The organism is Leclercia sp. Colony189 (assembly GCF_009740165.1).
In the GTDB taxonomy this organism is placed as follows: Bacteria; Pseudomonadota; Gammaproteobacteria; order Enterobacterales; family Enterobacteriaceae; genus Enterobacter.
Genome location: NZ_CP046557.1, coordinates 167,540 through 190,625, shown reverse-complemented (window position 1 = coordinate 190,625; position 23,086 = coordinate 167,540). Strand labels below are relative to the sequence as shown.

The window sequence follows — 23,086 nt, the reverse complement described above, 5'->3', positions numbered from 1 at the left end:
AAAAAGGCTGGTGACCAAAAAGTCACCAGCCATCAGCCTAATTTCTCAGGCTGCAACCGGAAGGGTTGGCTTATTTAACTTCAACTTCAGCGCCAGCTTCTTCCAGAGATTTTTTCAGTGCTTCTGCGTCGTCTTTGCTCACGCCTTCTTTCAGCGCAGCTGGAGCAGATTCTACCAGGTCTTTAGCTTCTTTCAGACCCAGGCCAGTTGCAGCACGTACTGCTTTGATTACAGCAACTTTGTTCGCGCCAGCAGCTTTCAGAACTACGTCGAATTCAGTTTTTTCTTCAGCAGCTTCAACCGGGCCAGCAGCTACAGCTACAGCAGCAGCAGCGGAAACACCGAATTTTTCTTCCATTGCAGAGATCAGTTCTACAACGTCCATTACGGACATAGCGGATACTGCTTCAATGATTTGATCTTTAGTGATAGACATTTAAATTGTTCCTGAAAATCAGAATAAGTTTATACGTAAGCGAATACTTGATAAAGAGGACTGCTATTAAGCAGCTTCTTTCGCATCGCGAACAGCAGCCAGAGTGCGAACCAGTTTGCCAGCCGAAGCTTCTTTCATGGTTGCCATCAGGCGTGCAATTGCTTCTTCGTAGGTCGGCAGGGTTGCCAGGCGATCGATTTGCGATGCCGGGATCAACTCACCTTCAAAGGCTGCAGCTTTAACCTCGAATTTTGCATTCGCTTTCGCGAACTCTTTGAACAGACGAGCAGCAGCGCCCGGGTGTTCCATAGAGTATGCAATCAAGGTTGGACCAACAAACGTGTCTTTCAGGCACTCGAAAGGAGTACCTTCAACTACGCGGCGCAGCAGGGTGTTACGAACAACACGCATGTAAACGCCAGCTTCACGACCTGCTTTACGCAGTTCAGTCATTTTATCTACAGTAACGCCACGGGAATCCGCAACTACTGCAGACAGCGCGCCTTTGGCTACTTCGCTGACTTCAGCAACAATCGCTTGTTTGTCTTGAAGATTTAAAGCCATTAGCTTTGCTCCTGGATGTTTGCCAGGGCTCATGCCCTGGAACTCACTTCACTCTTCCCAACGGGAAGAGCGTCTAAATACGGTGAGCAGAAACAAGCCAGAGTATCAAAAAATAATCTTAGCGTTCTGTCACCGTCTACGCAGGGGATTAAGCCTCTTGCGAGACACCTGCGGTCTTCGACGGAGGCCTGGATAGGCCAGGCTCCAACGAACAATTCGGTTACCCGCTAACCTGAGTTAGCAAACGTGGGCGAAGATTGTAGACAAATTCGCCGCCCACGTAAAGGTATTAGTTTGCAGCAGCGCTCAGGCCAGCCTGGTCAACTGCAACACCTGCACCCATGGTGGTGGAGATGCTAACTTTCTTGATGTACACGCCTTTCGCCTGAGTTGGTTTTGCTTTTTTCAGCGCAACCAGCAGAGCTTCCAGGTTTTCTTTCAGTTTGTCAGCGTCGAAGTCCACTTTACCGATGGTGGTGTGGATGATGCCGTTTTTGTCGTTACGATAACGAACCTGACCTGCTTTAGCGTTCTTAACCGCTTCAGCAACGTTAGGAGTTACAGTACCCACTTTCGGGTTTGGCATCAGGCCGCGTGGACCCAGAACCTGGCCCAGCTGGCCAACAACGCGCATTGCATCTGGAGATGCGATAACAACGTCAAAGTTCATTTCGCCTTTCTTGATCTGGTCAGCCAGATCTTCCATACCTACCAGCTCAGCGCCTGCAGCTTTAGCAGCTTCAGCGTTTGCGCCCTGGGCAAATACGGCTACGCGAACGGAACGGCCAGTACCGTGTGGCAGTACAGTTGCACCACGTACGTTCTGATCAGATTTACGAGCGTCGATACCGAGGTTTACAGCAACGTCAACGCTTTCAACGAACTTAGCGGTAGCCAGTTCTTTCAGCAGAGCGATAGCTTCGTTGATTTCGTACTGTTTGGTCGCATCAACTTTGTCACGGATCACGGACATGCGCTTGGTCAGTTTAGCCATTTCTTAGTCCTCCACTACCAGGCCCATGGAACGTGCAGTACCTTCGATGGAGCGAGTCATCGCTTCAATGTCGGAACCAGTCATGTCGGCAGCTTTGGTCTGCGCAATTTCCTGCAGCTGAGCGCGGGAAATTTTACCTACTTTGTCTTTGTTCGGCTTGCCGGAACCAGACTTGATACCAGCCGCTTTTTTCAGCAGAACTGCTGCCGGCGGGGTCTTGGTAACGAAAGTGAAAGAACGGTCAGCGTAAACAGTGATTACGACTGGGATTGGCAGACCTTTTTCCAGGGATTCGGTTTTGGCGTTGAACGCTTTACAGAATTCCATGATGTTCACACCCTGCTGACCCAGAGCTGGACCAACTGGTGGACTTGGGTTCGCCATACCAGCTGCAACCTGCAGCTTGACGTAGGCTTGTACTTTCTTAGCCATTCTAAAATCCTCTGATTGGGTTATAGCGCCTCAAGGAGGCTCCCCGTGATAAAATTCGTTTTACGGATTGCATCCATAAAAACAAAAGGCGCGAAATTGTATTCCAATCTCGCGCCCTGTGCAACGTTTAAATCGTCGCTTTTTTGATCGCTGCTTAGGCTTTTTCTACCTGGGCGAAGTCCAGCTCTACCGGGGTCGCACGACCGAAGATAGAAACAGAAACTTTCAGGCGGGACTTCTCGTAGTCCACTTCTTCAACCACACCGTTAAAGTCAGCAAACGGACCGTCATTAACACGTACCATTTCACCCGGTTCAAACAGCGTTTTCGGACGCGGCTTATCACCCACCTGCTGCAGGCGGTTCATAATCGCATCAACTTCTTTATCGCTGATTGGCGCCGGACGGTCAGACGTGCCGCCGATAAAGCCCATTACGCGCGGTACGCTGCGCACTAAGTGCCAGCTTGCGTCGTTCATCACCATCTGAACAAGCACGTAACCCGGGAAGAATTTGCGCTCGCTTTTGCGACGCTGGCCGCCACGGATCTCGACCACTTCTTCGGTCGGAACCATAACTTCACCAAACAACTCTTCCATGTTGTGTAATTTGATATGCTCACGCAGCGACGTTGCTACGCGGCCTTCAAAACCGGAAAACGCCTGAACGACGTACCAGCGCTTTTTAGGGGCTTCAGACATCTCAGAACCTCAGGCCAGTGATAAAGGATACCAGGCGAACCAGAATACCATCCAGTCCCCACAGGATCAGTGACATTACAGCGGTAACCGCAGCTACAATCAGCGTGGTGTGCAATGTTTCCTGGCGAGTCGGCCAAATGACCTTACGGACTTCCGTTCTCGCTTCGCGGGCAAAAGCGACGGTCGCTTTACCTTTGGTCGTCAACAGCGCGACACCACCCGCTGCAGCAATCAGAATTACCACTGCCAGCGCGCGTAGCGGCAGCATCATGTCACGATAAAGGTAGTTGCCCACGATTGCTACGATCAACAATACGGCTACTACTACCCATTTCATCGCTTCCAGGCCGCGCCCGCTCCCTTGAGCTTCGGTATTCGCACTCATAAACCAACCTGTCAGAAGTATTCTACAAACATTTTCACCCCGCGAGCGCGAGGCAAACCAAATCGAAATGCTAATTCGCTTTTCGGATTATACGCTCTCTGCAGAGCCTGTCTCAGCAATGATTATGACAAAAATAATCACTGATGAGCCAGGTTCTGATGTGAAAGCGTGCAAAAAGGGCATCAAATGATGCCCTTTTCATGCGCATTGCGTCAAATGTTATCAGCAATTAGCCGAGAACTTTAGCAACCACGCCCGCGCCAACGGTACGGCCGCCTTCGCGGATTGCGAAACGCAGACCATCGTCCATTGCGATTGGGTGGATCAGGGTAACAACCATTTTGATGTTGTCGCCTGGCATTACCATCTCAACGCCTTCTGGCAGTTCGATGGTACCGGTCACGTCAGTAGTACGGAAGTAGAACTGTGGACGGTAGCCTTTGAAGAACGGAGTATGACGGCCGCCTTCGTCTTTGGACAGGATGTACACTTCAGATTCGAACTTGGTGTGTGGCTTGATTGAGCCTGGCTTCGCCAGAACCTGACCACGTTCGATTTCTTCACGCTTGATACCACGCAGCAGAACACCAACGTTCTCACCAGCACGGCCTTCGTCCAGCAGTTTGCGGAACATTTCAACGCCAGTACAGGTAGATTTCGCAGTATCTTTGATACCAACGATTTCAACTTCTTCACCAACTTTGATGATACCGCGCTCTACACGACCGGTAACAACGGTACCACGACCGGAGATGGAGAATACGTCTTCGATTGGCAGCAGGAACGGCTTGTCGATAGCACGCTCTGGTTCTGGGATGTAAGAATCCAGGTAGCCAGCCAGTTCGATGATTTTCTCTTCCCACTCAGCTTCGCCTTCCAGCGCTTTCAGAGCAGAACCACGAACGATTGGGGTATCGTCGCCTGGGAAATCGTACTGAGACAGCAGTTCACGAACTTCCATCTCTACCAGTTCCAGCAGTTCTTCGTCATCAACCATGTCGCATTTGTTCAGGAACACGATGATGAAAGGAACGCCTACCTGACGACCCAGCAGGATGTGCTCACGGGTCTGAGGCATTGGGCCGTCAGTCGCAGCAACAACCAGGATCGCGCCGTCCATCTGCGCAGCACCGGTGATCATGTTTTTAACATAGTCGGCGTGGCCTGGGCAGTCTACGTGTGCGTAGTGACGAGTCGGGGTGTCGTATTCAACGTGAGAAGTGTTGATGGTGATACCACGAGCTTTTTCTTCTGGTGCGTTATCGATCTGGTCGAATGCACGAGCAGAACCACCGTAGGTTTTTGCCAGAACGGTAGTGATTGCAGCGGTCAGCGTTGTTTTACCATGGTCAACGTGGCCGATAGTACCGACGTTAACGTGCGGTTTTGTACGTTCAAACTTTTCTTTAGACATCGATTGTCCCTCTAAGACACGGATAAATCGGTGATATCACCACATCAACCAGGCGAAATGCCTGAACTGTTGAATACATTTAAATTGAAACAGAGAGAAATGGGAGGGAGAAGTGAAGTGGTGCTGATACCCAGAGTCGAACTGGGGACCTCACCCTTACCAAGGGTGCGCTCTACCAACTGAGCCATATCAGCACGTATTGGAGCGGGCAGCGGGAATCGAACCCGCATCATCAGCTTGGAAGGCTGAGGTAATAGCCATTATACGATGCCCGCATCCTGAAACTCGGCTACCCAGTTCTTTCTGTAACAAAAAAAGAGATTTCTCTCTTTTTAAGTTCGAGCTGGTTAATTTTTTCAACCAACTCCGGCGGCGTTAACGCTGCCAGAAAGTGGTGGTGGGGGAAGGATTCGAACCTTCGAAGTCTGTGACGGCAGATTTACAGTCTGCTCCCTTTGGCCGCTCGGGAACCCCACCGGACTTGATGGTGCCGACTACCGGAATCGAACTGGTGACCTACTGATTACAAGTCAGTTGCTCTACCTACTGAGCTAAGTCGGCATCAAGTAGCGCGCATTCTATGGAGACATGGGCAGTCATGCAACTAAAAATTTGCATAAATTGTTCTTTCGCTCACATTTTGTGCTGGAAGAGTGAATAACGCTGTATTTTCAGGCAGACGCGCGCAAATATTCACCATATGCGGTCCCGTAATAGGCTCAAACCCGGTCTGTGACGATTCCCGCTTAACGCAACACGGGGCCACTTTTTTTCTTATTATTCGGCTCATCTGGTGTTAACCTCCTGCCCATTGTCCAAAATTAACTAATCAATGATGTGCCACTCCCCCCTACCCAGCCTCTGTTGTGGGATGCGATGGCTCATTCAAGCATGCTTATGAGCAAAAAAGAGCAAACGTTAATGACGCCTTATCTCCAGTTTAGCCGCAGCCAGTGGGCTGCTCTGCGTGACTCCGTCCCGATGACCTTAACGGAAGGCGAAATCGCACGGTTAAAAGGGATAAACGAAGACCTGTCGCTTGAAGAAGTGGCTGAAATTTATTTGCCTCTGTCACGTTTGCTGAATTTCTATATCAGTTCCAACCTTCGTCGACAGGCCGTGCTGGAACAGTTCCTCGGGACTAACGGACAGCGCATCCCTTATATCATCAGTATTGCCGGCAGCGTGGCCGTGGGTAAAAGTACCACTGCGCGCGTACTGCAGGCGCTGCTGAGCCGCTGGCCAGAGCATCGCAGCGTTGAGCTGATCACCACCGACGGCTTCCTGCACCCTAACGAGGTGTTAAAGGAGCGCGGTCTGATGAAGAAGAAAGGCTTCCCGCTCTCTTATGATATGCACCGTCTGGTGAAATTCGTGTCGGATCTGAAATCCGGCGTGCCGAACGTTACGGCCCCGGTCTATTCGCACCTGATTTATGACCGTATCCCTGACGGGGACAAAACCGTGGTCCAGCCGGACATTTTGATTCTGGAAGGGTTAAACGTTCTGCAAAGCGGGATGGACTATCCTCATGACCCGCATCATGTCTTTGTCTCCGACTTTGTCGACTTCTCTATTTATGTCGATGCCCCGGAAGATTTACTGCAAAGCTGGTACATCAACCGCTTCCTGAAGTTCCGCGAAGGGGCATTCACCGATCCTGACTCCTACTTCCACAACTACGCCCAGCTCTCGAAAGAGGAGGCGGTGAATGTGGCGACCGCACTGTGGAATGAGATCAACTATGTGAACCTGAAAGAGAACATTCTGCCAACGCGCGAGCGGGCCAGCCTGATCCTCACCAAGAGCGAAAAACACGCTGTCGATCAAATCCGTTTACGAAAATAGCGTCCCGCAAACCAATAAAAAAAACCGGCGAATTCGCCGGTTTTTTTTCACTTACGCGTGGGGCTTCTCGCCATTTTCGTCCTGGTCCACCGCAAAGCAGGCCACCAGTTGTCCGCCGTAGTCTTTCAACTGCGGTTGCAGTTGGGTACATGGTCCAAAACGACGGCGGCAGCGGGCGTTGAATGCACACCCCGGCGGCGGATTGAGTGGGCTTGGCAGCTCACCGGTCAGCTTAATACGCTCCCGGCGGTCATCCGGGTTCAGACGCGGGGTCGCAGAGAGCAACGCCTGGGTATATGGATGGCGCGGGTTATTAAAGATCTGATCCTTGGTGCCCTTCTCGACGCAACGGCCCAGATACATCACCATCACTTCATCCGCGATATGCTCTACCACTGAGAGGTCGTGCGAGATGAAGACATACGACAGGCCTAAATCCTGCTGCAGATCCATCATCAGGTTCAGCACCTGCGCACGGACGGAAACGTCCAGCGCGGAGACCGGTTCATCGGCGATCACCACATCCGGATCGAGCATCAGACCACGGGCAATAGCGATACGCTGACGCTGACCGCCAGAGAACATATGTGGATAGCGATCGTAGTGCTCGGTCTTAAGCCCCACTTTCGCCATCATCGCCAGCGCCTTTTCGCGACGCTGCTCTTTACTCAGCGTGGAGTTGATCTGCAGCGGCTCCTCCAGAATCTGCCCCACTTTTTTACGCGGGTTCAGCGAACCATAGGGGTTCTGGAAGACAATCTGGATTTTCTGGCGACGCAGCTTCTGCGCGTCGGGATCGTGCTTCAGCAGATCCTGCCCTTGATAGTACAGCTCGCCCCCGGTCGGGGTTTCAATCATGGTCAGCAGGCGACCCAGCGTGGATTTCCCGCAGCCAGACTCGCCTACCACCGCCAGCGTTTTGCCGCGCTCGAGGGTAAAGGAGACGCCGTCCAGCGCTTTCACCAGGCGCTCAGGGGCAAACAGCCCCTTCTTCACCGGGTAGTGTTTTTTCAGATCGATAGCCTGCAACAGGGGCTGTTGCACGGTGGCCTCATGCGTACTCATAGTTCGGCCTCCCGGCGTCATCAAGTGGGTAGTGACATTTAGACTGGCGACCGCCGTCCACGGTGTTCAGCGCCGGCTCGTCAACGCGACATTTGTCCGTAGCATACGGGCAGCGCGGGTTCAGCAGACAGCCGGTCGGGCGGTCATATTTACCCGGTACCACGCCCGGCAGTGACGCCAGGCGCGCCTTATCCTGGGCAAACTCCGGCAGTGCGCGCAGCAGCGCCTGGGTATAGGGGTGACGCGGCGCGCGGAAGATATCGTGCGAGCTGCCGGTTTCCACAACCTGCCCGGCATACATCACGATGATTTTATGCGCCGCTTCGGCCACTAACGCCAGGTCATGGGTGATCAGGATCAGCGCCATGTTCTCTTTCTGCTGTAACTCCAGCAGCAGCTCGATGATCTGTGCCTGAATGGTCACGTCCAGGGCGGTTGTCGGTTCATCGGCAATCAGCAGTTTTGGCCGACAGGCGATCGCCATGGCGATCATCACGCGCTGGCTCATCCCGCCGGAGAGCTGGTGCGGATAGACATCCAGACGCGAGGCCGGGTCCGGAATACCCACCTGGGTCAACAGATCGATTGCCCGCTGGCGGCGGGTTTTCTTGTTTCCGCCCTGGTGCACCTTAATGGCTTCCATAATCTGGAAGCCCACGGTGTAGCACGGGTTAAGGCTGGTCATCGGATCCTGGAAGATCATCGCCACTTCGGCACCGACCAGGTTGCGGCGCTCTTTTTCGGAAATGCGCTTCAGATCCTGCCCGTTAAATTCCAGGTTTTCCGCCATCACGCGGCCTGGAAAATCAATCAGTCCCATGATTGCCAGGGAGCTTACCGATTTACCGGAACCGGACTCGCCCACAATGCCGACCACTTCACCCTGATTTACGCTGTAGCTGACCCGATCTACGGCGCGAAACTCGGAGCCTACGTCACCGAAGTGCACCGATAATTTATCTACATTTAATAACGCCATCTCGTGCCTCTTACTGCTTCAGTTTGGGATCAAGTGCATCACGCAGACCATCACCCATCAGGTTAAATGCCAGCACCGTCAGCAGGATCGCCAGACCCGGGAAGGTCACGACCCACCAGGCGCTTTGCGCGAACTGCAACACGTCGGAGAGCATGGTGCCCCACTCCGGTGTTGGCGGCTGCGCACCCATGCCAAGGAAGCCAAGGGCGGCCATATCGAGAATGGCGTTAGAGAAGCCGAGCGACGCCTGAACAATCAGCGGCGCAAGGCAGTTTGGAAGAATGTTGATGAACATCTGACGCATCGCGCCAGCGCCCGCCACGCGAGAGGCGGTAACGTAGTCACGGTTCACTTCCACCAGCACCGCCGCACGGGTTAATCGCACGTAGTGAGGAAGGGCAACAAAGGTCAGGGCCAGCGCGGCGTTGCCGATTGACGGGCCGAAGATCGCCACCAGCACCAGCGCCAGCAGCAGGCTTGGCAGAGCCAGCATGATGTCGACGATACGCATGATGGTGTTATCAATCAGGCCGCCAAAGTAACCAGCGATCAGGCCCAGCACCACGCCGAGGATCAGCGACAGCACCACCACCAGACAGCCAACCAGCAGCGACAGACGTGCGCCGTACATCAGACGGGAAAGCACATCACGGCCCACGTCATCGGTACCCAGCAGATGCGTCAGGGTGCCGCCGTCCTGCCATACCGGGGGTGCAAGCAGCGCATCACGGAACTGCTCCGCCGGGTTATGCGGCGCGAGCACGTTCGCAAACACGGCGATCAGGATCATGATGGAAACGTATACCAGCCCTACCACCGCGCCTTTGTTGCGTTTGAAGTAGTGCCAGAACTCCTGCATCGGCGTCATTGGCACCGGTGCAGCTTTATTTACAGTAACTTGTGACATGATGGCCCCTTACTTCTTATGACGAATACGCGGGTTCACCACGCCGTACAGCAAATCGACCAGCAGGTTGACGAGGATAATCATCGTCGCCACCAGCAACACACCGCCCTGAACCACCGGATAGTCACGGCGCTGCAGCGCGTCAATCAACCAGCGGCCCAGGCCCGGCCAGGAGAAGATGGTTTCGGTCAGAATCGCCCCTGCCAGCAGCGTCCCCACCTGCAGACCGATAACCGTGACCACCGGCAGCATGGCGTTGCGCAGTGCATGAATGATGATCACCCGCATACGGGTCAGCCCTTTGGCGCGGGCAGTACGGATGTAGTCCTCGCCCAGCACTTCCAGCATCGACGAACGGGTCATACGCACGATGACCGCCAGCGGGATTGTCCCGAGCACCATCGCAGGCAGGATCATGTGTGCCAGCGCATCAATAAAGTTGCCCTCTTCACCCCAGATAGCCGTGTCGATCAGCATAAAGCCGGTCAGCGGATTGGTGTCATCGAGGAAGACCATATCGCTGACGCGTCCTGAGACAGGCGTCAGGTTCAGCTGCACCGAAACCAGCATAATCAGCATCATGCCCCACCAGAAGATAGGCATGGAGTAGCCGGTCAGCGCCAGGCCAACGGCAGTATGATCAAAGATGGAGCCACGTTTTACCGCAGCCAGCACGCCCACCGGAATACCAACGGCGACGGCAAAAATCATGGCGCAGACACCGAGCTCCAGCGTCGCTTTAAAACGTGGTACGAACTCTTCCCACACCGGAAGACGGCTTTTCAGCGAAATGCCCAAATCACCATGCATCACACCCCAGATATAGTGGAGGTACTGCTGCCACATCGGCTTATCCAGCCCCAGTTCGGCCAACAGCTGTGCATGACGTTCAGGAGAAATGCCACGCTCGCCCGCCATAATCATTACCGGGTCACCGGGGATCATATGGACGAAAGCGAAGGTGAGAAGGGTGATACCGATAAACGTAGGGATAACAAGTCCCAGACGTCGGAGGATGAACTGCAACATAACCCGGATTCTCTCTAATGACGTACGCCTGGAGGCGCGACGTCTGTATTGCTCACAAAACTACTGCCGGGTGGCGCTGCGCTTACCCGGCCTACATTTGTAGGCCCGCGCAAGCGCAGCGCCGCCGGGCATGGGGTGCTGTCGCACCCCTTACGCTTTTAATTATTCAACAGAGACGTTTTCGAAGTGGTGTTTGCCCAGTGGATCAACCACATAGCCTTTAACTTCTTTACGCACTGGTTCGTACACGGTTGAGTGAGCCACGATCAGCGCTGGCGCCTGCTCATGCATGACAACCTGAGCCTGTTTGTACAGTTCGATACGCTTGTTGTGATCTTCTGCGGCACGCGCCGGCTGAATCAGATCTTCAAACGGCTTGTAGCACCAGCGAGAGTAGTTAGAACCATCCTTCGCCGCGGCGCAGCTGAACAGGGTCGCGAAGAAGTTATCCGGATCCCCGTTGTCACCGGTCCAGCCCATCATCACAGCCTGGTGCTCACCCGCTTTAGCACGCTTGAGGTACTCGCCCCACTCGTAGGTCACGATCTTGGCCTGAACGCCGATTTTCGCCCAGTCAGCCTGAACCATTTCTGCCATACGGCGCGCGTTCGGGTTGTAAGGACGCTGTACTGGCATCGCCCACAGCTCAACGGTAAAGCCTTTATCCTGGCCCGCTTCTTTCAGCAGCGCTTTCGCTTTCTCAACGTCATAGGTGTAATCCTTAACGTCGTCGTTGTAGCCCCACATGGTTGGTGGGATCAGGTTCTTCGCGGCAACGCCAGCGCCCTGATAAACGGCCTTGATGATCGCTTCTTTGTTCACCGCGTAGGTCAGCGCCTGACGTACTTTCACGTCATCAAACGGTTTCTTCTCGGTGTTGAAGGAGAGATAGCCGACGTTCAGACCCGCCTGCTCCATCAGGTTGATGTTTTTATCCTGCTTCATGCGCGCGATGTCAGCCGGGTTCGGGTACGGCATAACCTGGCACTCGTTCTTCTGCAGCTTGGCGTAACGCACGGAGGCGTCAGGCGTGATGGAGAAGACCAGACGGTCGATCTGCGGCTTGGTGCCCCAGTAACCTTCAAACGCTTTGTAAAGAATGCGGGAGTCTTTCTGATACTGCAGCAGCTGGAACGGACCGGTACCGATTGGGTTCAGGTCAACTTTCTCCGGGGTGCCAGCTTTCAGCATGTTGTCCGCATACTCTTTAGAGAGAATAGAGGCGAAGTCCATAGCCAGGTCAGCCAGGAATGGCGCTTCCGGACGGGTCAGCACGAACTGAACGGTGTTGTCGTCCACTTTTTTGATTTCGCTGATCAGATCCGGCAGACCCATCCCTTCAAAGTATTCATAGCTGCCGCCGGATACTTTGTGGTACGGGTTCTGGGCATTTTTCTGACGGTCAAAGGAGAACACCACGTCGTCGGCGTTAAAGTCGCGCGTAGGTTTAAATTCTTTGCTGTCCTGCCACTTCACGCCCGGGCGCAGGTGGAAGGTGTAGGTCTTGCCGTCTTCGCTGATGTCCCACTTCTCTGCCAGACCCGGAATAACTTCCGTAGTACCGGTTTTGAATTCAACCAGACGGTTATAGATAGGTACAGAGCTTGCGTCGTACGTTGTACCAGAGGTAAAGAGCTGTGGGTTAAAGCCTTCCGGCGAGCCTTCAGAACAGTAGACCAGGGTTTTTGCCTGTACGCTTGCTGCGACAGTCATGGCTACCAGGCTCAGACCAAGCTTCAGCATCCCTGACTTCTTCAAGGAAATACTCATTGTTATTCTGCTCCAATGTGATGTTTTTGTTGTGTTACTCCGCCTGACCTTTAATTTTTTTTTACCCGGTCTGGTCGGTGTTGCCCTAAGGCGTGATAAGGGATGGAGATTCCTTTCAGAAGAGCGACTGAGTTGCAGCGCAGATCCTCCCTGAAATGCCCCTCGTGCCCTACAATCTGTCAACAGAATGTGAAAACGTCAATACAGGTGACGGGGATTTACGCTAAGTGTGAGAATTGGCAAACAAAGATTAAAAAAACCACCGGGGCCTATTTTCAGCAGGGAAATTTATGCTACCCGCCATGATGCAGCACAACTCTCTATGCATTCTGCTACAACCAGTGATTAACATTTATTCAACCGGGGTAAATTTTCTTACAAAATGGCGATTATCTGCGCACTAAATGCCGTGAACGTTAAAACGCACAGGGGAAAATGCTGAGGTTATGTATAAGCAACGCGAAAAAAGATCATTCCATATATAAAAAAATACAATGGAATATGTCACATAATCGTTAACAGGCAGGGGGAAAGCGCGGTAACCGCTATTTTAATTACTTTTGAATAATAACGTTCTGATGGGGTGTATTACTGTAACCCATAAAAGCAAAAAACCCCGCTCAAAGAGCGGGGTTTCGAATGTGGTCGGCGAGAGAGGATAACTCGTCACTCCGTGACTCGCCCTGCGGGCCGTTGCTGAAGCAACGTTCTCTCGCTTCGCTCGAGTCGAACCTCCTGCCCCGGAGGTTCTCATCCTCATAACCTTCAGATGCAAAAAACCCCGCTCAAAGAGCGGGGTTTCGAATGTGGTCGGCGAGAGAGGATTCGAACCTCCGACCCACTGGTCCCAAACCAGTTGCGCTACCAAGCTGCGCTACTCGCCGAATGCGGAGCGCATCTTACTGCTACGCTCTGCCTCCGTCAATCCCTTATTTTGCAAAAGCCTTTCGATCGGCTATAAAGTCGCCAGGCCCGTTACTTTGCGGCTTTCGCGGCGCTGTCCGGCACTTTACACCAGTTGTTATTCTCGTTAATCCCGCCGTCCGGCGAGGTGTAACCGAGGCAACCGAGAATGGTGTCGTACAGTTCCACATGACGACGAGCCACCTTCATATCCGCCTGCGCTTTAAGATGCGCAAACATTTTGGCTTTCTCCGGGTTCTCCAGATACTTATCAGACATCCACACCATCATCGGTACGCGGAACTGCTCCGGCGGGGCCATCTTGCGCGGCGTACCATGCAGGTGCTCTTTCTCGTTAATCGACTCACCGTGGTCGGCGGCATAGAAAACAATGGCTTTCTTATCGCGCAGCTGGTCAATCACGCTGTCGATAAAGTGATCCACATAGGTCACCGAGTTGTCGTAAGAGTTGATCAGCTGCTGTTTACTGCAGTCTTTATCCACGCCTTTACACTCCGGCGTCCATTTCGCAAAGCTACGCGGATAACGCTGGGTATAGTTAAAGTGCGACCCTTTGGTATGCAGGATAATCAGATGTTTACCGTTCGGGTTGCTCTCCAGCGAGCGTTGCATCTCGTCGATCAGCAGCATGTCGTCCACGCTTTTACCGCGGTTACGCGGCTCAGCGCCAATCTGTTCACGGTAGGCAATGTTGTTGGCCATGGTATTGCTGTAGAACCACATCTCGCTCTGCATCGCATAGAGGTCGGAGGTAAAGCCCAACTGACGCAGCACTGAGAAGACGTTCTGCTCTTTCAGCGTTCGCTGTGGGTTATCGCTCGCCCCGCCCTCACGCACGAACATGCAGCGCAACGAGAGTTTGGTCGCGGTATCGCAGGAGTAACCGCGGAAGGCGACAAGGTTTTTCTCCTGCGCCAGTTTCGGTGTGGTATCCCGCTCATAGCCCAGAATGCCCATGTGATCCCAGCGCGTGGTTTCACCGATAATGAAGACAACGTAGGTGTCATCCAGATCCGAAGGCGCCTGATAGGTGAATTTCTTCGCCGGATTCAACAGCGATTTATTGTCGGAAGATTCATCCACCTGCGCCCAGGCGTATAACCCCAGCGCGGAGATCCAGTTTGAAGGCAGATAGGAGTTCGCCACCACGCCGCCATAGCTCGGCATATCCACGCCGGAGGTACGCTCGACATTCTTCTGCTGTAAATCCAGCAGGCGGATAGGTCCCCAGACCATTAAGCCTGCCAGCACCACCACCGCAGCGCTTCTGGTGCGCTGTCCGGGGGTACGCAGCTGGCGCAACAACGTATAGCGGCAGCGGTTGTTCCAGATAAGCAGTAGCGGCAGGATGCTGACGCAAACCAGCCAGAGAATAAAGTGTAAACCGACCACCTCTTTCGAGAGGTCGATATCTGTGGTCATCACCGAAGCAATAATGCCGTAGCCGATCACCACGTTCATAAAGGTCATGTAATAGCTGGCACCTGCCGAGCACAGCACCACCAGCGTGGCGAGTACCCGCCAGACACGGCGGCCAAACAGCGACAGCAAACGCAGTAAAAAGAAGGTAACCAGTACAGTAGCAACCAGTTCAACGACCGCAGCGATTCCTTTCCAGGCGGTAAAGTCTTGCGCATAACCGTCAAACCGACGGAAAAAAACCGCGCCATTCATAAACAGACCGATGTACAACGCAAGTAAAAAGCTGAGCTTTTGTTGCGTCATCGCTTTGATATATTTCATTAATGCAACCTGGAAAAAGGTAAAGTAGAGCCGCTTCACTCTTGGTCAAAAAGTGAACAGGTTATTTCATTGCCTGGGAGTACGTTATAAGAAACGTCTTTAAGCGCGGTAAGTAGACCACAGGGAAAAGAAAAAGTGGCAGCAGAGAATGTGATCCCTGCAAATATTTACAAAAAAACAAGTCCGATGGCCTACAACCGGCCTGTTCTTTACAGTTTATAAAAACAAAAAGGGCCGGAATATCCGGCCCTTAGAGGTAGTTTTAATCAAGCATGCGCTTGTTGCAACACTTCACGCTGCGGCTGGCGAATAGTGGTGGACAGGGCCAGAGACAGGATAAGTAAGGCGAATATTACGCAGAAAGTCACATAAAAACCGCCGAACAGCGAAGCAATAAGCGAACCGCAAATACTGCCGATACCAAAACCTAAATAAATAACGCCATAGTTTTTCGCCAGATTATTCAGGCCGAAGAACTCACTGACCAGCGACGGGAAGACGGTGATGGTGCCGCCGAAGTTAAACGCGACGCAGGCGATAGCCGCAAAGAAGGTCACTTCGTTGAGCGGGGCGAAAAGCAGAGCCGCCATTCCCACCAGGGAAACCACCTGGCCGAGGGTAATGACACGGATACGGGCAATTTTATCGGAGAGGATCCCCAGCACCAGGCGACCAGAGAGGTTGGCGATAGAGATAATGGTTACCGCGTTGGCCGCTGTTGCCGCATCCAGTTTTACCATCCCCTGGGCGATATCTTTCGCTACGCCAATCACATACAGACCGCTCATGCAGGCCGTCAGGAACATCACAGCCAGCATCCAGTACTGCGGCTTACGCATCGACTGGGCCAGCGTAAAGTCATTCTCGACAACGCCATTGACCGTCTGCACCTCCTGCTGCGGCGCATCTTTCATCAGGGTAGCGCCAAACAGGATCATCACCAGCACGATTGCGCCCCAGATCATAAAGGTCTTTTCAAGGCCGACGGTGGCGAGTAACTGGCTGTCGATAAATTTGAAGCCCAGGCTGCCAAGGCCATAAGAACCGATGGCAAAGGCGGAGATCAGCCCTTTACGCTCCGGGAACCATTTCACACAGTTCGACAGGGTTAAGAGATAGCCTGCACCATCCGCCAGCCCGACCAGCACCCCGGCGCTCAGCCACAGCATCATCAGATTGTTGGAATAGGCGGTCAGGAAGAAGCCCAGCCCCAGCAACACACCGGAAGCCATCGTGACGCGCTTCACGCCGAAGCGTTCCTGTAATTTACCGGCGATGGACGAAGAGAGCGCCAGGCCCAGGCTCAGCAAACCAAAGGAGAAAGCCACCTGGCTTATCGGGGCATTGAGTTTGTCGGAAAGGGCGCTGTTAAACAGGCTCCAGGTATAGACCGACCCCAGAGCGAACTGGGTCACGATAGTACCGAAGAGGGTCAGCCAGCGGGTGCGGTTGTAAGTTGAAGTGTTCATGGCAGTTGTCCTGCAGCAGAAAAAAGGGAAATTCACTGCTGACAACGTTATCCAAAACCTTACCTTACCAGGGGTAAAACGGCATGAAATGCAGAGGGCGTGGAATGAAATGCCGAAAATCAGGAATGAATGGCCTGGACAACCGTCTGAACCGCACCGGAGAAGGCTCGCTTCCGGCGCTGCACAGGCGATTTACGTGCCTAATTCAGAACCTGGCGCTGACGCCGAGGGTATAAAGGTAATCCTCGCCGGTGGTCATATTTTCAGCCTGCGACATCGAGGCATAGGCCGCCATATGAGGATTGATCAGCATATCGGCCCCGACGGTGACATCCATCCAGTTACCGTATTGGGTGGACGGCACCAGGCGTCCCAGGCCGGACTGCATTTTCCACTGATTATCACCGAACTGCTGGTTATAACTGATTTGCGCCCACGGTCGCACATCGCCCACGCGCGTATCCACGCGCCAGCCGAGCGTACTTACGCTGGCGTGCCACAGCGGGTCGATCAGCGACTGCGTGTTCACGCTATCGCCAAACTCGTTGTACATATTGGGCGTGGAGCCGTCATAGTGCCAGGCGGCAACCGGTCCGGTCGTGAAACGGCGGGCCACGGGAATACTCCAGCCCACACTCATTGAGCTGGTAGCCTCCACAGGAGAGGAATCAGGTAAATTCAGCGCTAAACCGGGCGTATTCTGCGAGGAGAGGATCCGCTCTTTGAGAATGTCCTCATACCGCGGTTGGTGATCGTCGTCCCATGTATAACGCTCGGTGGTATTACTTTTTGTATCCGAAACGATATATTCCTGTTGCCAGGCGTTTGCTGTGTTGCCTGAAATCAGACAGGCCAACAAGCTCGCCATACCTGTCACGGCATGGCGGCCACTGATATTTTTTATCATCATCAAAGCGACTCCAGAGAAGAGCCGAGTTCGGCGATATTTGTGTTTGTTTAATTGAGGCCAGGTTGCAACATGAGGGATGTTGCGTATCAACCTGTATTAACTATTGTCTCTTTAGGTGACACGTCAAGCCGGGTCGATTGAAATTTTTGTAATTTCAGGAGCAAATAGGGAGAGAAACGATGCAACGTTGTGGCTGGGTTAGCCAGGATCCGCTTTATATCGCCTATCACGATCAAGAGTGGGGCGTACCGGAAACTGACGGAAAGCATTTATTCGAGATGATCTGTCTCGAAGGTCAGCAGGCCGGTTTATCCTGGATCACCGTGCTTAAAAAACGGGAAAACTATCGTCAGGCCTTTCACCAGTTTGATCCGGTCCTTGTCGCCGGGATGACCTCTGCCGATGTCGACAGGTTAGTGCTGGACGCGGGGATTATCCGCCATCGCGGCAAAATCGAAGCCATTATCGGCAACGCCCGGGCCTATCTGGCGATGGAAGAGAACGGCGAGCGCTTTTCCGATTTCGTCTGGTCTTTTGTCGATAACATCCCGCAGGTGACCCAGGCGGCGACGCTTGCAGAGATCCCCACCTCTACGCCAGCCTCAGATGCCCTGTCGAAGGCGCTGAAAAAGCGCGGCTTTAAATTCGTGGGCACCACCATCTGTTACTCCTTTATGCAGGCCTGCGGGCTGGTCAACGATCACGTCACCGCCTGCCACTGTCACCCCGGAGGTCAACATGATCCGCAAATGGCTCAATGACGATGTCGAGCCCCTGCTGACACTCTGGCTGGAGAGCACCACCGTCGCCCATCCCTTTATCGATGCGCAATACTGGCTGGAGAGCAAAGCGGTGGTGCGAGAGGTTTACCTGCCGTCGGCCGAGACATGGGTATGGGAAGAGAAAGGCCAGCTTCGCGGGTTTATCAGCGTGATGGAATCCCGGTTTATCGGCGCGCTGTTTGTCGATCCGGCCTTTGCGGGCAAAGGGATCGGGCATGCGCTGATAAAACATGTTCAGCAGCGCTACCCCTCTTTAAGTCTCGAGGTCTACCAGAAGAACAATCGGGCGGTGAATTTCTACCACGCTCAGGGCTTTCGCATTGAAGACAGCGCCTGGCAGGAAGATACCCAACACCCGACCTGGCTTATGAGCTGGCAGGCGGATCAAACGCCGTCAGCGTAAGCGCCGGCCCCTGATATTTTTCCAGCCACGCCAGCGCAGTATTTCCCGCGCAGCCATTCCCCAGCTTCGAGCTGGGGAGATCTTTGGTCAGCACGTTGACCGCCCCGTTCTTACAAATCCCGTCGTTATCAGGATCCAGATCCGGCCATGCCCCCTGATGAATGCAGATCACCCCCGGCTTGATGCCCTCGCTGACCACCGCGCCTGCCAGGACCTGCCCGCGATGGTTCCAGACGCGGACCACGTCGCCATCGGCAATACCGCGCGCGCTGGCGTCATCCGGGTGGAGCGTCACCGGCTCGCGTCCGGCCACCGCATACTGCTCGCGCAGTGAGGAGTAGTTCAACTGGCTGTGCAGACGATGCGCCGGATGGGCAGAGAGAATTTGTAACTGCCCCGGCTCAGCATTGCCATGCCACTCGTCCGGCGCCAGCCACATCGGGTGCGGCGGACAGTCGGCATACTGGAAGCTGGCGATCCGCTCGGAGTAAATCACGATTTTGCCGCTCTCGGTTTTAAGCGGATGGCCCTCGGGATCGCGACGGAAATCCGCGAAGCGCACGAATCTGGCGTTCACCTCAGATTCCGGCATTTCGACGATATCATTGGCTTCCCAGAACTCGGCGAAGGGTGCTAAGGTCACTCCCTGTGCCGCGCCGCGCTGCCCGGCAATCTCATAGAACGTCTCCAGCCACTCCAGATCGGTTTTACCTTCGGTGAAACGCTCGCCGCCGCCCGGCTCCCAGCGCTCGCTCAGCTCGGCAAACACATCAAGATCGTCACGCGCTTCATCGCGCGGCGCCACAACCCGCTTCATCGGCACCATATGCTGGTTGCTGTAGTCGCCGGTCATGGTCATGTCGTTGCGTTCAAACGAGGTGGTCGCCGGCAGCACGATATCGGCATGCTTCGCCGCCGCCGTCCAGAAACATTCGGAGATTACCACCAGCTCCGGTTTTTGCCAGGCGCGGATCAGGCGGTTGGTATCCTGATGATGGGTAAAGTTAGCCCCGCCTGCCCACCAGACAAAGCGGATATCCGGGAAGTGGCGATCCAGGCAGTTGTGCTGATAAAAACCGCCGGGATTTTCCAGGGCTTCCACAATGCGGGCGACCGGGATCTTATCCACCGCGTCGGTACCGCCCTTGACCGAACCCTGCATCGAGGCCAGCACCGCCGCCCGACGCGTCGGGTTACCGCCATTAGCAAAGTGATACGACAGGCCAAAGCCGCCACCCGGCGTACCAATCTGGCCGAGCATCGCCGCGAGGGTGACCAGCATCCAGTGTTTTTGCTCACCAAACTGCTGGCGCTGCATCCCCCACCCCGCCATCAGCATGGTGGTGTTATTGTGGAATAACGCCGCCAATTCACGAATTTTATCTGCCGGAACGCCACAAATGTCGGCGGCCCACTCGGCGGTTTTGGCGATACCGTCCGTCGTTCCAAGCAGGTAGTCAGCAAATTTTTCATACCCGGAGGTACAGCGGGCAAGAAACGCCTCATCCTGCCAGCCATTCTCAACCAGCGTATGGGCGATGCCGAGCATCATCGCCACATCGGTGCCCATATGCGGGGCGATCCACTCGGCGCGCTCGCCAAAGAAATCCATGGTTTCGGAGCGCATCGGATCGATGCAGATCAGGCGCTTGCCGCTTTTACGCAGCGCGTCGAAATAGGGGATGCCCTGCTCGTCGCTGGCGTTCCAGGCGATCTTAAGGGTGTTGAGCGGGTTGGCGCTCCAGAGCACCACCACCTCGCTGTGCTCCAGCACCAGCGGCCAGCTGGTCTGCTGCTGATACACTTCGTTGCCGCCCACCACATACGGCATGATGGCCTGCGCCGCACCGGTGGAGTAGTCCCCCAGATGGCCGGTATAGCCGCCCGCCAGGCTCATATAGCGCTGAAGCAGGGTTGCGGCTTTGTGCAGCACGCCATTGGAACGCCAGCCGTACGAACCGGCGAAAATGGACGATGGGCCATAGCTCTGGCGAATGCGTTTATGCTGCGCATCGATAAGCGTCAGCGCCTCATCCCAGCTGACGCGCACAAACTCATCCTGCCCACGCACCCCCTGCGGATTATCCGGCGAGGCGAGAAACCCCTTACGCACCATCGGCCAGCGCACGCGGGTTTTGCTGTGCACCTGGTCGCGCACCGCGGTCTGCAGGGAGTTGGGATAGGTTGTCGGCAACGCGCCGCGGGATGACAGCACCGTCTCGCCGTCGGTCTCGACCAGCATGGGCCCCCAGTGGGCTGCAGTCAGAATGGTTTTCGTTGAAGTGGTCACAGCGTGTGCTCCTGGATTGCCGGTTGCAGGTTTTCTCAGCCTTCATTGAGGCTGTTTATGATTAGACACAAATTTAAGAGTTATCCCCGGAATTTTCTCCGTAACTGGACGTCATAATCAACCGCCACGCCCATCGTGGCAAAGAATAAAAAAGCTTAAGGAAAGAAGATGAAAAAAAGCGCACTTATGATTGCCGCCGTGGTGAGCGGCGCACTGGTTGTTTCAGGCTGCACAACGAACCCTTACACCGGCGAACGCGAAGCGGGTAAATCAGGCATTGGCGCAGGCCTCGGCTCCCTGGTCGGCGCAGGTGTTGGCGCACTCTCCTCCTCGAAAAAAGATCGCGGCAAAGGGGCGCTGATTGGCGCCGCAGCAGGCGCAGCCCTGGGTGGCGGTGTCGGTTATTACATGGACGTGCAGGAAGCGAAGCTGCGCGACAAAATGCAGGGCACCGGCGTGAGCGTAACCCGCAGCGGCGATAACATCATTCTGAACATGCCAAACAACGTCACCTTCGACAGCAACAGCTCAACGCTGAAACCGGCGGGGGCCAATACCCTGACCGGCGTGGCGATGGTGCTCAAGGAGTACGAAAAAACCGCGGTGAACGTGCTGGGCTATACCGACAGCACCGGCAGCCAGGATCTGAACATGCGTCTCTCCCAGCAACGTGCTGACGCGGTGGCCAGCTCGCTGATCACCCAGGGCGTAGCGGCGACCCGTATTCGCACCAGCGGTATGGGCCCGGCGAATCCGATCGCCAGCAACAGCACGGCGGAAGGCAAAGCGCAGAACCGTCGCGTTGAGATCACCTTAAGCCCGATTCAGTAAGTGTTGTGCCGGGTGGCGGCATCGCCTGCCCGGCCAGTCGTCCCGGTAAGCGTAGCGCCACCGGGCATTTTCGCGCTAAGGTATGCTCACCCAAGGCAAGGAAACCAGCGATGAGCAAATCAACACGGCCCACCATCAGCGATGTGGCGAAAGCCGCAAAAACCGGTAAGACCAGCATCTCCCGTTACCTCAACGGCGAAAAACACCTGCTGTCCGACGCGCTGTTAGCCCGCATTGAACAGGCCATTGCCGATCTCGACTATCGTCCCAGCCTGATGGCCCGGGGACTGAAGCGCGGGCGAACCCGCCTGATCGGGCTTATCCTCGCCGATATTACCAACCCCTACTCTGTTAACGTCCTCAGCGGCATCGAAGCCGCCTGCCGGGAAAAAGGCTTCACCCCGCTGGTGTGTAACACTAACAACGAACTTGACCAGGAGCTGCACTACCTCGATCTTCTGCGCAGCTATCAGGTAGAGGGCATTGTGGTTAACGCCGTGGGAATGCGTGAAGAGGGACTGAACCGCCTGCAACAGTCCGCCCTGCCGATGGTGCTGATTGACCGCAAAATCCCGGATTTCGCCTGTGATGTGGTAGGGCTGGACAACACCCAGGCCGCCACCACCGCCACGGAACACCTGATAGAACAAGGCTTTGAAGCGATTCTGTTCCTGAGCGAACCGCTGGGGATGGTCAACACCCGTCGCGAGCGCCTCAGCGCGTTTCGCGCGACCCTCGCCCGTTATACTGGCGTGATCGCTGAGAACGTCGAAATCCCCCTCCATGAAGCCGGACAGATGGACAGTGCCCTGCGCCAGTTCCATACCCGTCATCGCGGCATGCGCAAGGCGGTCATCTCCGCTAACGGCGCCTTAACGCTACAGGTCGCCCGATCGCTTAAGCGCATCGGCCTGCACTGGGGCAGCGATATCGGTCTGCTGGGCTTTGACGAGCTGGAGTGGGCCGAGCTGGCCGGTGTCGGCATCACCACCCTCAAACAGCCCACCTGGCAGATTGGCTTCGCCGCCGTCGAGCAGGTGATTCGCCGGATCAACGGCGCCGATGAAGCGGTCCGGGAGCAGGTCTTCTCCGGGGAGCTGATCGTGCGCGGTTCCACGGCGCGTTAATTCCCCTTCGTGATGGCGATCATAAATCCGGCATCCTGAACTTTTCTTTGGAACCGGTTCCATCTAGCGTAAAGAGTATCAGCT

21 protein-coding genes, 5 tRNA genes and 1 other RNA gene are annotated in these 23,086 nt (G+C 54.7%); 5 read left to right on the top strand and 22 right to left on the bottom strand.

Annotation, left to right across the window (positions count from 1 at the left end):
- Positions 1 to 70: 70 nt before the first annotated feature.
- From rplL to GNG29_RS00880, 11 genes are all read right to left on the bottom strand, one after another.
- The gene (gene rplL / locus GNG29_RS00930) at positions 71 to 436 is read right to left on the bottom strand and encodes a 50S ribosomal protein L7/L12 (RefSeq protein ID WP_103177800.1); all 366 of its coding nucleotides are present in this window, start codon (positions 434 to 436) and stop codon (positions 71 to 73) included.
- 66 nt (positions 437 to 502) lie between these two features.
- Complete coding sequence (gene rplJ, locus GNG29_RS00925) at positions 503 to 1,000, bottom strand: 50S ribosomal protein L10 (protein WP_004097644.1); 498 nt, start codon at positions 998 to 1,000, stop codon at positions 503 to 505.
- Between the two features lie 289 nt (positions 1,001 to 1,289).
- The gene (rplA, locus tag GNG29_RS00920; protein ID WP_103177798.1) at positions 1,290 to 1,994 is read right to left on the bottom strand and encodes a 50S ribosomal protein L1; all 705 of its coding nucleotides are present in this window, start codon (positions 1,992 to 1,994) and stop codon (positions 1,290 to 1,292) included.
- 3 nt (positions 1,995 to 1,997) lie between these two features.
- Entirely contained in the window at positions 1,998 to 2,426 is a 429-nt protein-coding gene (gene rplK / locus GNG29_RS00915; protein ID WP_004097640.1) for a 50S ribosomal protein L11, read from the bottom strand.
- A gap of 154 nt (positions 2,427 to 2,580) precedes the next feature.
- Entirely contained in the window at positions 2,581 to 3,126 is a 546-nt protein-coding gene (nusG, locus tag GNG29_RS00910; RefSeq protein ID WP_003862341.1) for a transcription termination/antitermination protein NusG, read from the bottom strand.
- 1 nt (position 3,127) lies between these two features.
- Positions 3,128 to 3,511, bottom strand: coding sequence for a preprotein translocase subunit SecE (gene secE, locus GNG29_RS00905; RefSeq protein WP_003862342.1), 384 nt, complete (start codon positions 3,509 to 3,511; stop codon positions 3,128 to 3,130).
- 229 nt (positions 3,512 to 3,740) lie between these two features.
- Positions 3,741 to 4,925, bottom strand: coding sequence for an elongation factor Tu (gene tuf / locus GNG29_RS00900; RefSeq protein ID WP_059307073.1), 1,185 nt, complete (start codon positions 4,923 to 4,925; stop codon positions 3,741 to 3,743).
- 118 nt (positions 4,926 to 5,043) lie between these two features.
- Positions 5,044 to 5,119, bottom strand: a tRNA-Thr gene (locus GNG29_RS00895).
- A 6-nt stretch (positions 5,120 to 5,125) separates the two neighbouring features.
- Positions 5,126 to 5,200, bottom strand: a tRNA-Gly gene (locus GNG29_RS00890).
- 117 nt (positions 5,201 to 5,317) lie between these two features.
- Positions 5,318 to 5,402 (bottom strand) — tRNA-Tyr (locus GNG29_RS00885).
- Between the two features lie 8 nt (positions 5,403 to 5,410).
- Positions 5,411 to 5,486, bottom strand: a tRNA-Thr gene (locus GNG29_RS00880).
- A gap of 336 nt (positions 5,487 to 5,822) precedes the next feature.
- Between GNG29_RS00880 and coaA the strand changes: the two genes are divergently transcribed.
- The gene (gene coaA, locus GNG29_RS00875) at positions 5,823 to 6,773 is read left to right on the top strand and encodes a type I pantothenate kinase (RefSeq protein WP_103177797.1); all 951 of its coding nucleotides are present in this window, start codon (positions 5,823 to 5,825) and stop codon (positions 6,771 to 6,773) included.
- Positions 6,774 to 6,824: 51 nt separating this feature from the next.
- Here coaA and dppF read toward each other — a convergent pair whose 3' ends face one another.
- The 10 genes from dppF to GNG29_RS00825 form a co-directional block, all read right to left on the bottom strand.
- The gene (gene dppF, locus GNG29_RS00870) at positions 6,825 to 7,838 is read right to left on the bottom strand and encodes a dipeptide ABC transporter ATP-binding subunit DppF (protein WP_156653709.1); all 1,014 of its coding nucleotides are present in this window, start codon (positions 7,836 to 7,838) and stop codon (positions 6,825 to 6,827) included.
- Complete coding sequence (gene dppD, locus GNG29_RS00865) at positions 7,825 to 8,817, bottom strand: dipeptide ABC transporter ATP-binding protein (RefSeq protein ID WP_103824372.1); 993 nt, start codon at positions 8,815 to 8,817, stop codon at positions 7,825 to 7,827. Before dppD ends, dppF begins: the two co-directional genes overlap by 14 nt.
- Positions 8,818 to 8,827: 10 nt before the next feature.
- A complete protein-coding gene (gene dppC / locus GNG29_RS00860; protein ID WP_103177794.1) occupies positions 8,828 to 9,724 on the bottom strand; it encodes a dipeptide ABC transporter permease DppC in 897 nt (298 codons plus the stop codon).
- Between the two features lie 9 nt (positions 9,725 to 9,733).
- The gene (gene dppB, locus GNG29_RS00855) at positions 9,734 to 10,753 is read right to left on the bottom strand and encodes a dipeptide ABC transporter permease DppB (RefSeq protein ID WP_103177793.1); all 1,020 of its coding nucleotides are present in this window, start codon (positions 10,751 to 10,753) and stop codon (positions 9,734 to 9,736) included.
- Positions 10,754 to 10,915: 162 nt separating this feature from the next.
- On the bottom strand, positions 10,916 to 12,523 hold the full coding sequence (gene dppA, locus GNG29_RS00850; RefSeq protein ID WP_103177792.1) for a dipeptide ABC transporter periplasmic-binding protein DppA: 1,608 nt from the start codon (positions 12,521 to 12,523) through the stop codon (positions 10,916 to 10,918).
- Positions 12,524 to 13,165: 642 nt separating this feature from the next.
- A non-coding RNA gene (locus GNG29_RS00845) (RtT sRNA) lies at positions 13,166 to 13,297 on the bottom strand.
- Positions 13,298 to 13,330: 33 nt separating this feature from the next.
- A tRNA-Pro gene (locus tag GNG29_RS00840) sits at positions 13,331 to 13,407 on the bottom strand.
- A gap of 91 nt (positions 13,408 to 13,498) precedes the next feature.
- Positions 13,499 to 15,190, bottom strand: a complete 1,692-nt coding sequence (gene eptB / locus GNG29_RS00835) for a kdo(2)-lipid A phosphoethanolamine 7''-transferase (protein WP_103177790.1) — start codon at positions 15,188 to 15,190, stop codon at positions 13,499 to 13,501.
- Positions 15,191 to 15,456: 266 nt separating this feature from the next.
- Positions 15,457 to 16,659 carry an MFS transporter gene (locus tag GNG29_RS00830; RefSeq protein ID WP_103177789.1) on the bottom strand — a complete coding sequence of 401 codons (1,203 nt, stop codon included), beginning with the start codon at positions 16,657 to 16,659 and terminating at the stop codon, positions 15,457 to 15,459.
- 205 nt (positions 16,660 to 16,864) lie between these two features.
- The gene (locus GNG29_RS00825; RefSeq protein WP_103177788.1) at positions 16,865 to 17,569 is read right to left on the bottom strand and encodes an autotransporter domain-containing protein; all 705 of its coding nucleotides are present in this window, start codon (positions 17,567 to 17,569) and stop codon (positions 16,865 to 16,867) included.
- Between the two features lie 179 nt (positions 17,570 to 17,748).
- On the opposite strand from GNG29_RS00825, the gene tag reads away from it, so the two are divergent.
- Together tag and GNG29_RS00815 are read left to right on the top strand one after the other, a co-directional pair.
- Entirely contained in the window at positions 17,749 to 18,330 is a 582-nt protein-coding gene (tag, locus tag GNG29_RS00820) for a DNA-3-methyladenine glycosylase I (RefSeq protein ID WP_103177787.1), read from the top strand.
- Positions 18,308 to 18,754, top strand: coding sequence for an N-acetyltransferase (locus tag GNG29_RS00815; protein WP_103177786.1), 447 nt, complete (start codon positions 18,308 to 18,310; stop codon positions 18,752 to 18,754). The genes tag and GNG29_RS00815 overlap by 23 nt, the downstream gene beginning before the upstream one ends.
- Here the strand turns inward: GNG29_RS00815 and GNG29_RS00810 are convergent.
- On the bottom strand, positions 18,717 to 21,044 hold the full coding sequence (locus GNG29_RS00810) for a molybdopterin guanine dinucleotide-containing S/N-oxide reductase (RefSeq protein ID WP_156653708.1): 2,328 nt from the start codon (positions 21,042 to 21,044) through the stop codon (positions 18,717 to 18,719). The two genes, GNG29_RS00815 and GNG29_RS00810, sit on opposite strands and share 38 nt — an antisense overlap.
- A 168-nt stretch (positions 21,045 to 21,212) precedes the next feature.
- Between GNG29_RS00810 and GNG29_RS00805 the strand changes: the two genes are divergently transcribed.
- Entirely contained in the window at positions 21,213 to 21,875 is a 663-nt protein-coding gene (locus tag GNG29_RS00805) for an OmpA family lipoprotein (RefSeq protein WP_103177784.1), read from the top strand.
- A 110-nt stretch (positions 21,876 to 21,985) separates the two neighbouring features.
- Complete coding sequence (locus GNG29_RS00800) at positions 21,986 to 23,002, top strand: LacI family DNA-binding transcriptional regulator (protein WP_156653707.1); 1,017 nt, start codon at positions 21,986 to 21,988, stop codon at positions 23,000 to 23,002.
- Positions 23,003 to 23,086: the final 84 nt, after the last annotated feature.

What these genes read in the sequence shown, in the direction of transcription:
- rplL (WP_103177800.1), bottom strand. Translation starts at nt 436, where the DNA reads ATGTCTATCACTAAAGATCAAATCATTGAAGCAGTATCCGCTATGTCC.
- rplJ (WP_004097644.1), bottom strand. Translation starts at nt 1,000, where the DNA reads ATGGCTTTAAATCTTCAAGACAAACAAGCGATTGTTGCTGAAGTCAGC.
- rplA (WP_103177798.1), bottom strand. Translation starts at nt 1,994, where the DNA reads ATGGCTAAACTGACCAAGCGCATGTCCGTGATCCGTGACAAAGTTGAT.
- rplK (WP_004097640.1), bottom strand. Translation starts at nt 2,426, where the DNA reads ATGGCTAAGAAAGTACAAGCCTACGTCAAGCTGCAGGTTGCAGCTGGT.
- nusG (WP_003862341.1), bottom strand. Translation starts at nt 3,126, where the DNA reads ATGTCTGAAGCCCCTAAAAAGCGCTGGTACGTCGTTCAGGCGTTTTCC.
- secE (WP_003862342.1), bottom strand. Translation starts at nt 3,511, where the DNA reads ATGAGTGCGAATACCGAAGCTCAAGGGAGCGGGCGCGGCCTGGAAGCG.
- tuf (WP_059307073.1), bottom strand. Translation starts at nt 4,925, where the DNA reads ATGTCTAAAGAAAAGTTTGAACGTACAAAACCGCACGTTAACGTCGGT.
- coaA (WP_103177797.1), top strand. Translation starts at nt 5,823, where the DNA reads ATGAGCAAAAAAGAGCAAACGTTAATGACGCCTTATCTCCAGTTTAGC.
- dppF (WP_156653709.1), bottom strand. Translation starts at nt 7,838, where the DNA reads ATGAGTACGCATGAGGCCACCGTGCAACAGCCCCTGTTGCAGGCTATC.
- dppD (WP_103824372.1), bottom strand. Translation starts at nt 8,817, where the DNA reads ATGGCGTTATTAAATGTAGATAAATTATCGGTGCACTTCGGTGACGTA.
- dppC (WP_103177794.1), bottom strand. Translation starts at nt 9,724, where the DNA reads ATGTCACAAGTTACTGTAAATAAAGCTGCACCGGTGCCAATGACGCCG.
- dppB (WP_103177793.1), bottom strand. Translation starts at nt 10,753, where the DNA reads ATGTTGCAGTTCATCCTCCGACGTCTGGGACTTGTTATCCCTACGTTT.
- dppA (WP_103177792.1), bottom strand. Translation starts at nt 12,523, where the DNA reads ATGAGTATTTCCTTGAAGAAGTCAGGGATGCTGAAGCTTGGTCTGAGC.
- eptB (WP_103177790.1), bottom strand. Translation starts at nt 15,190, where the DNA reads ATGAAATATATCAAAGCGATGACGCAACAAAAGCTCAGCTTTTTACTT.
- GNG29_RS00830 (WP_103177789.1), bottom strand. Translation starts at nt 16,659, where the DNA reads ATGAACACTTCAACTTACAACCGCACCCGCTGGCTGACCCTCTTCGGT.
- GNG29_RS00825 (WP_103177788.1), bottom strand. Translation starts at nt 17,569, where the DNA reads ATGATGATAAAAAATATCAGTGGCCGCCATGCCGTGACAGGTATGGCG.
- tag (WP_103177787.1), top strand. Translation starts at nt 17,749, where the DNA reads ATGCAACGTTGTGGCTGGGTTAGCCAGGATCCGCTTTATATCGCCTAT.
- GNG29_RS00815 (WP_103177786.1), top strand. Translation starts at nt 18,308, where the DNA reads ATGATCCGCAAATGGCTCAATGACGATGTCGAGCCCCTGCTGACACTC.
- GNG29_RS00805 (WP_103177784.1), top strand. Translation starts at nt 21,213, where the DNA reads ATGAAAAAAAGCGCACTTATGATTGCCGCCGTGGTGAGCGGCGCACTG.
- GNG29_RS00800 (WP_156653707.1), top strand. Translation starts at nt 21,986, where the DNA reads ATGAGCAAATCAACACGGCCCACCATCAGCGATGTGGCGAAAGCCGCA.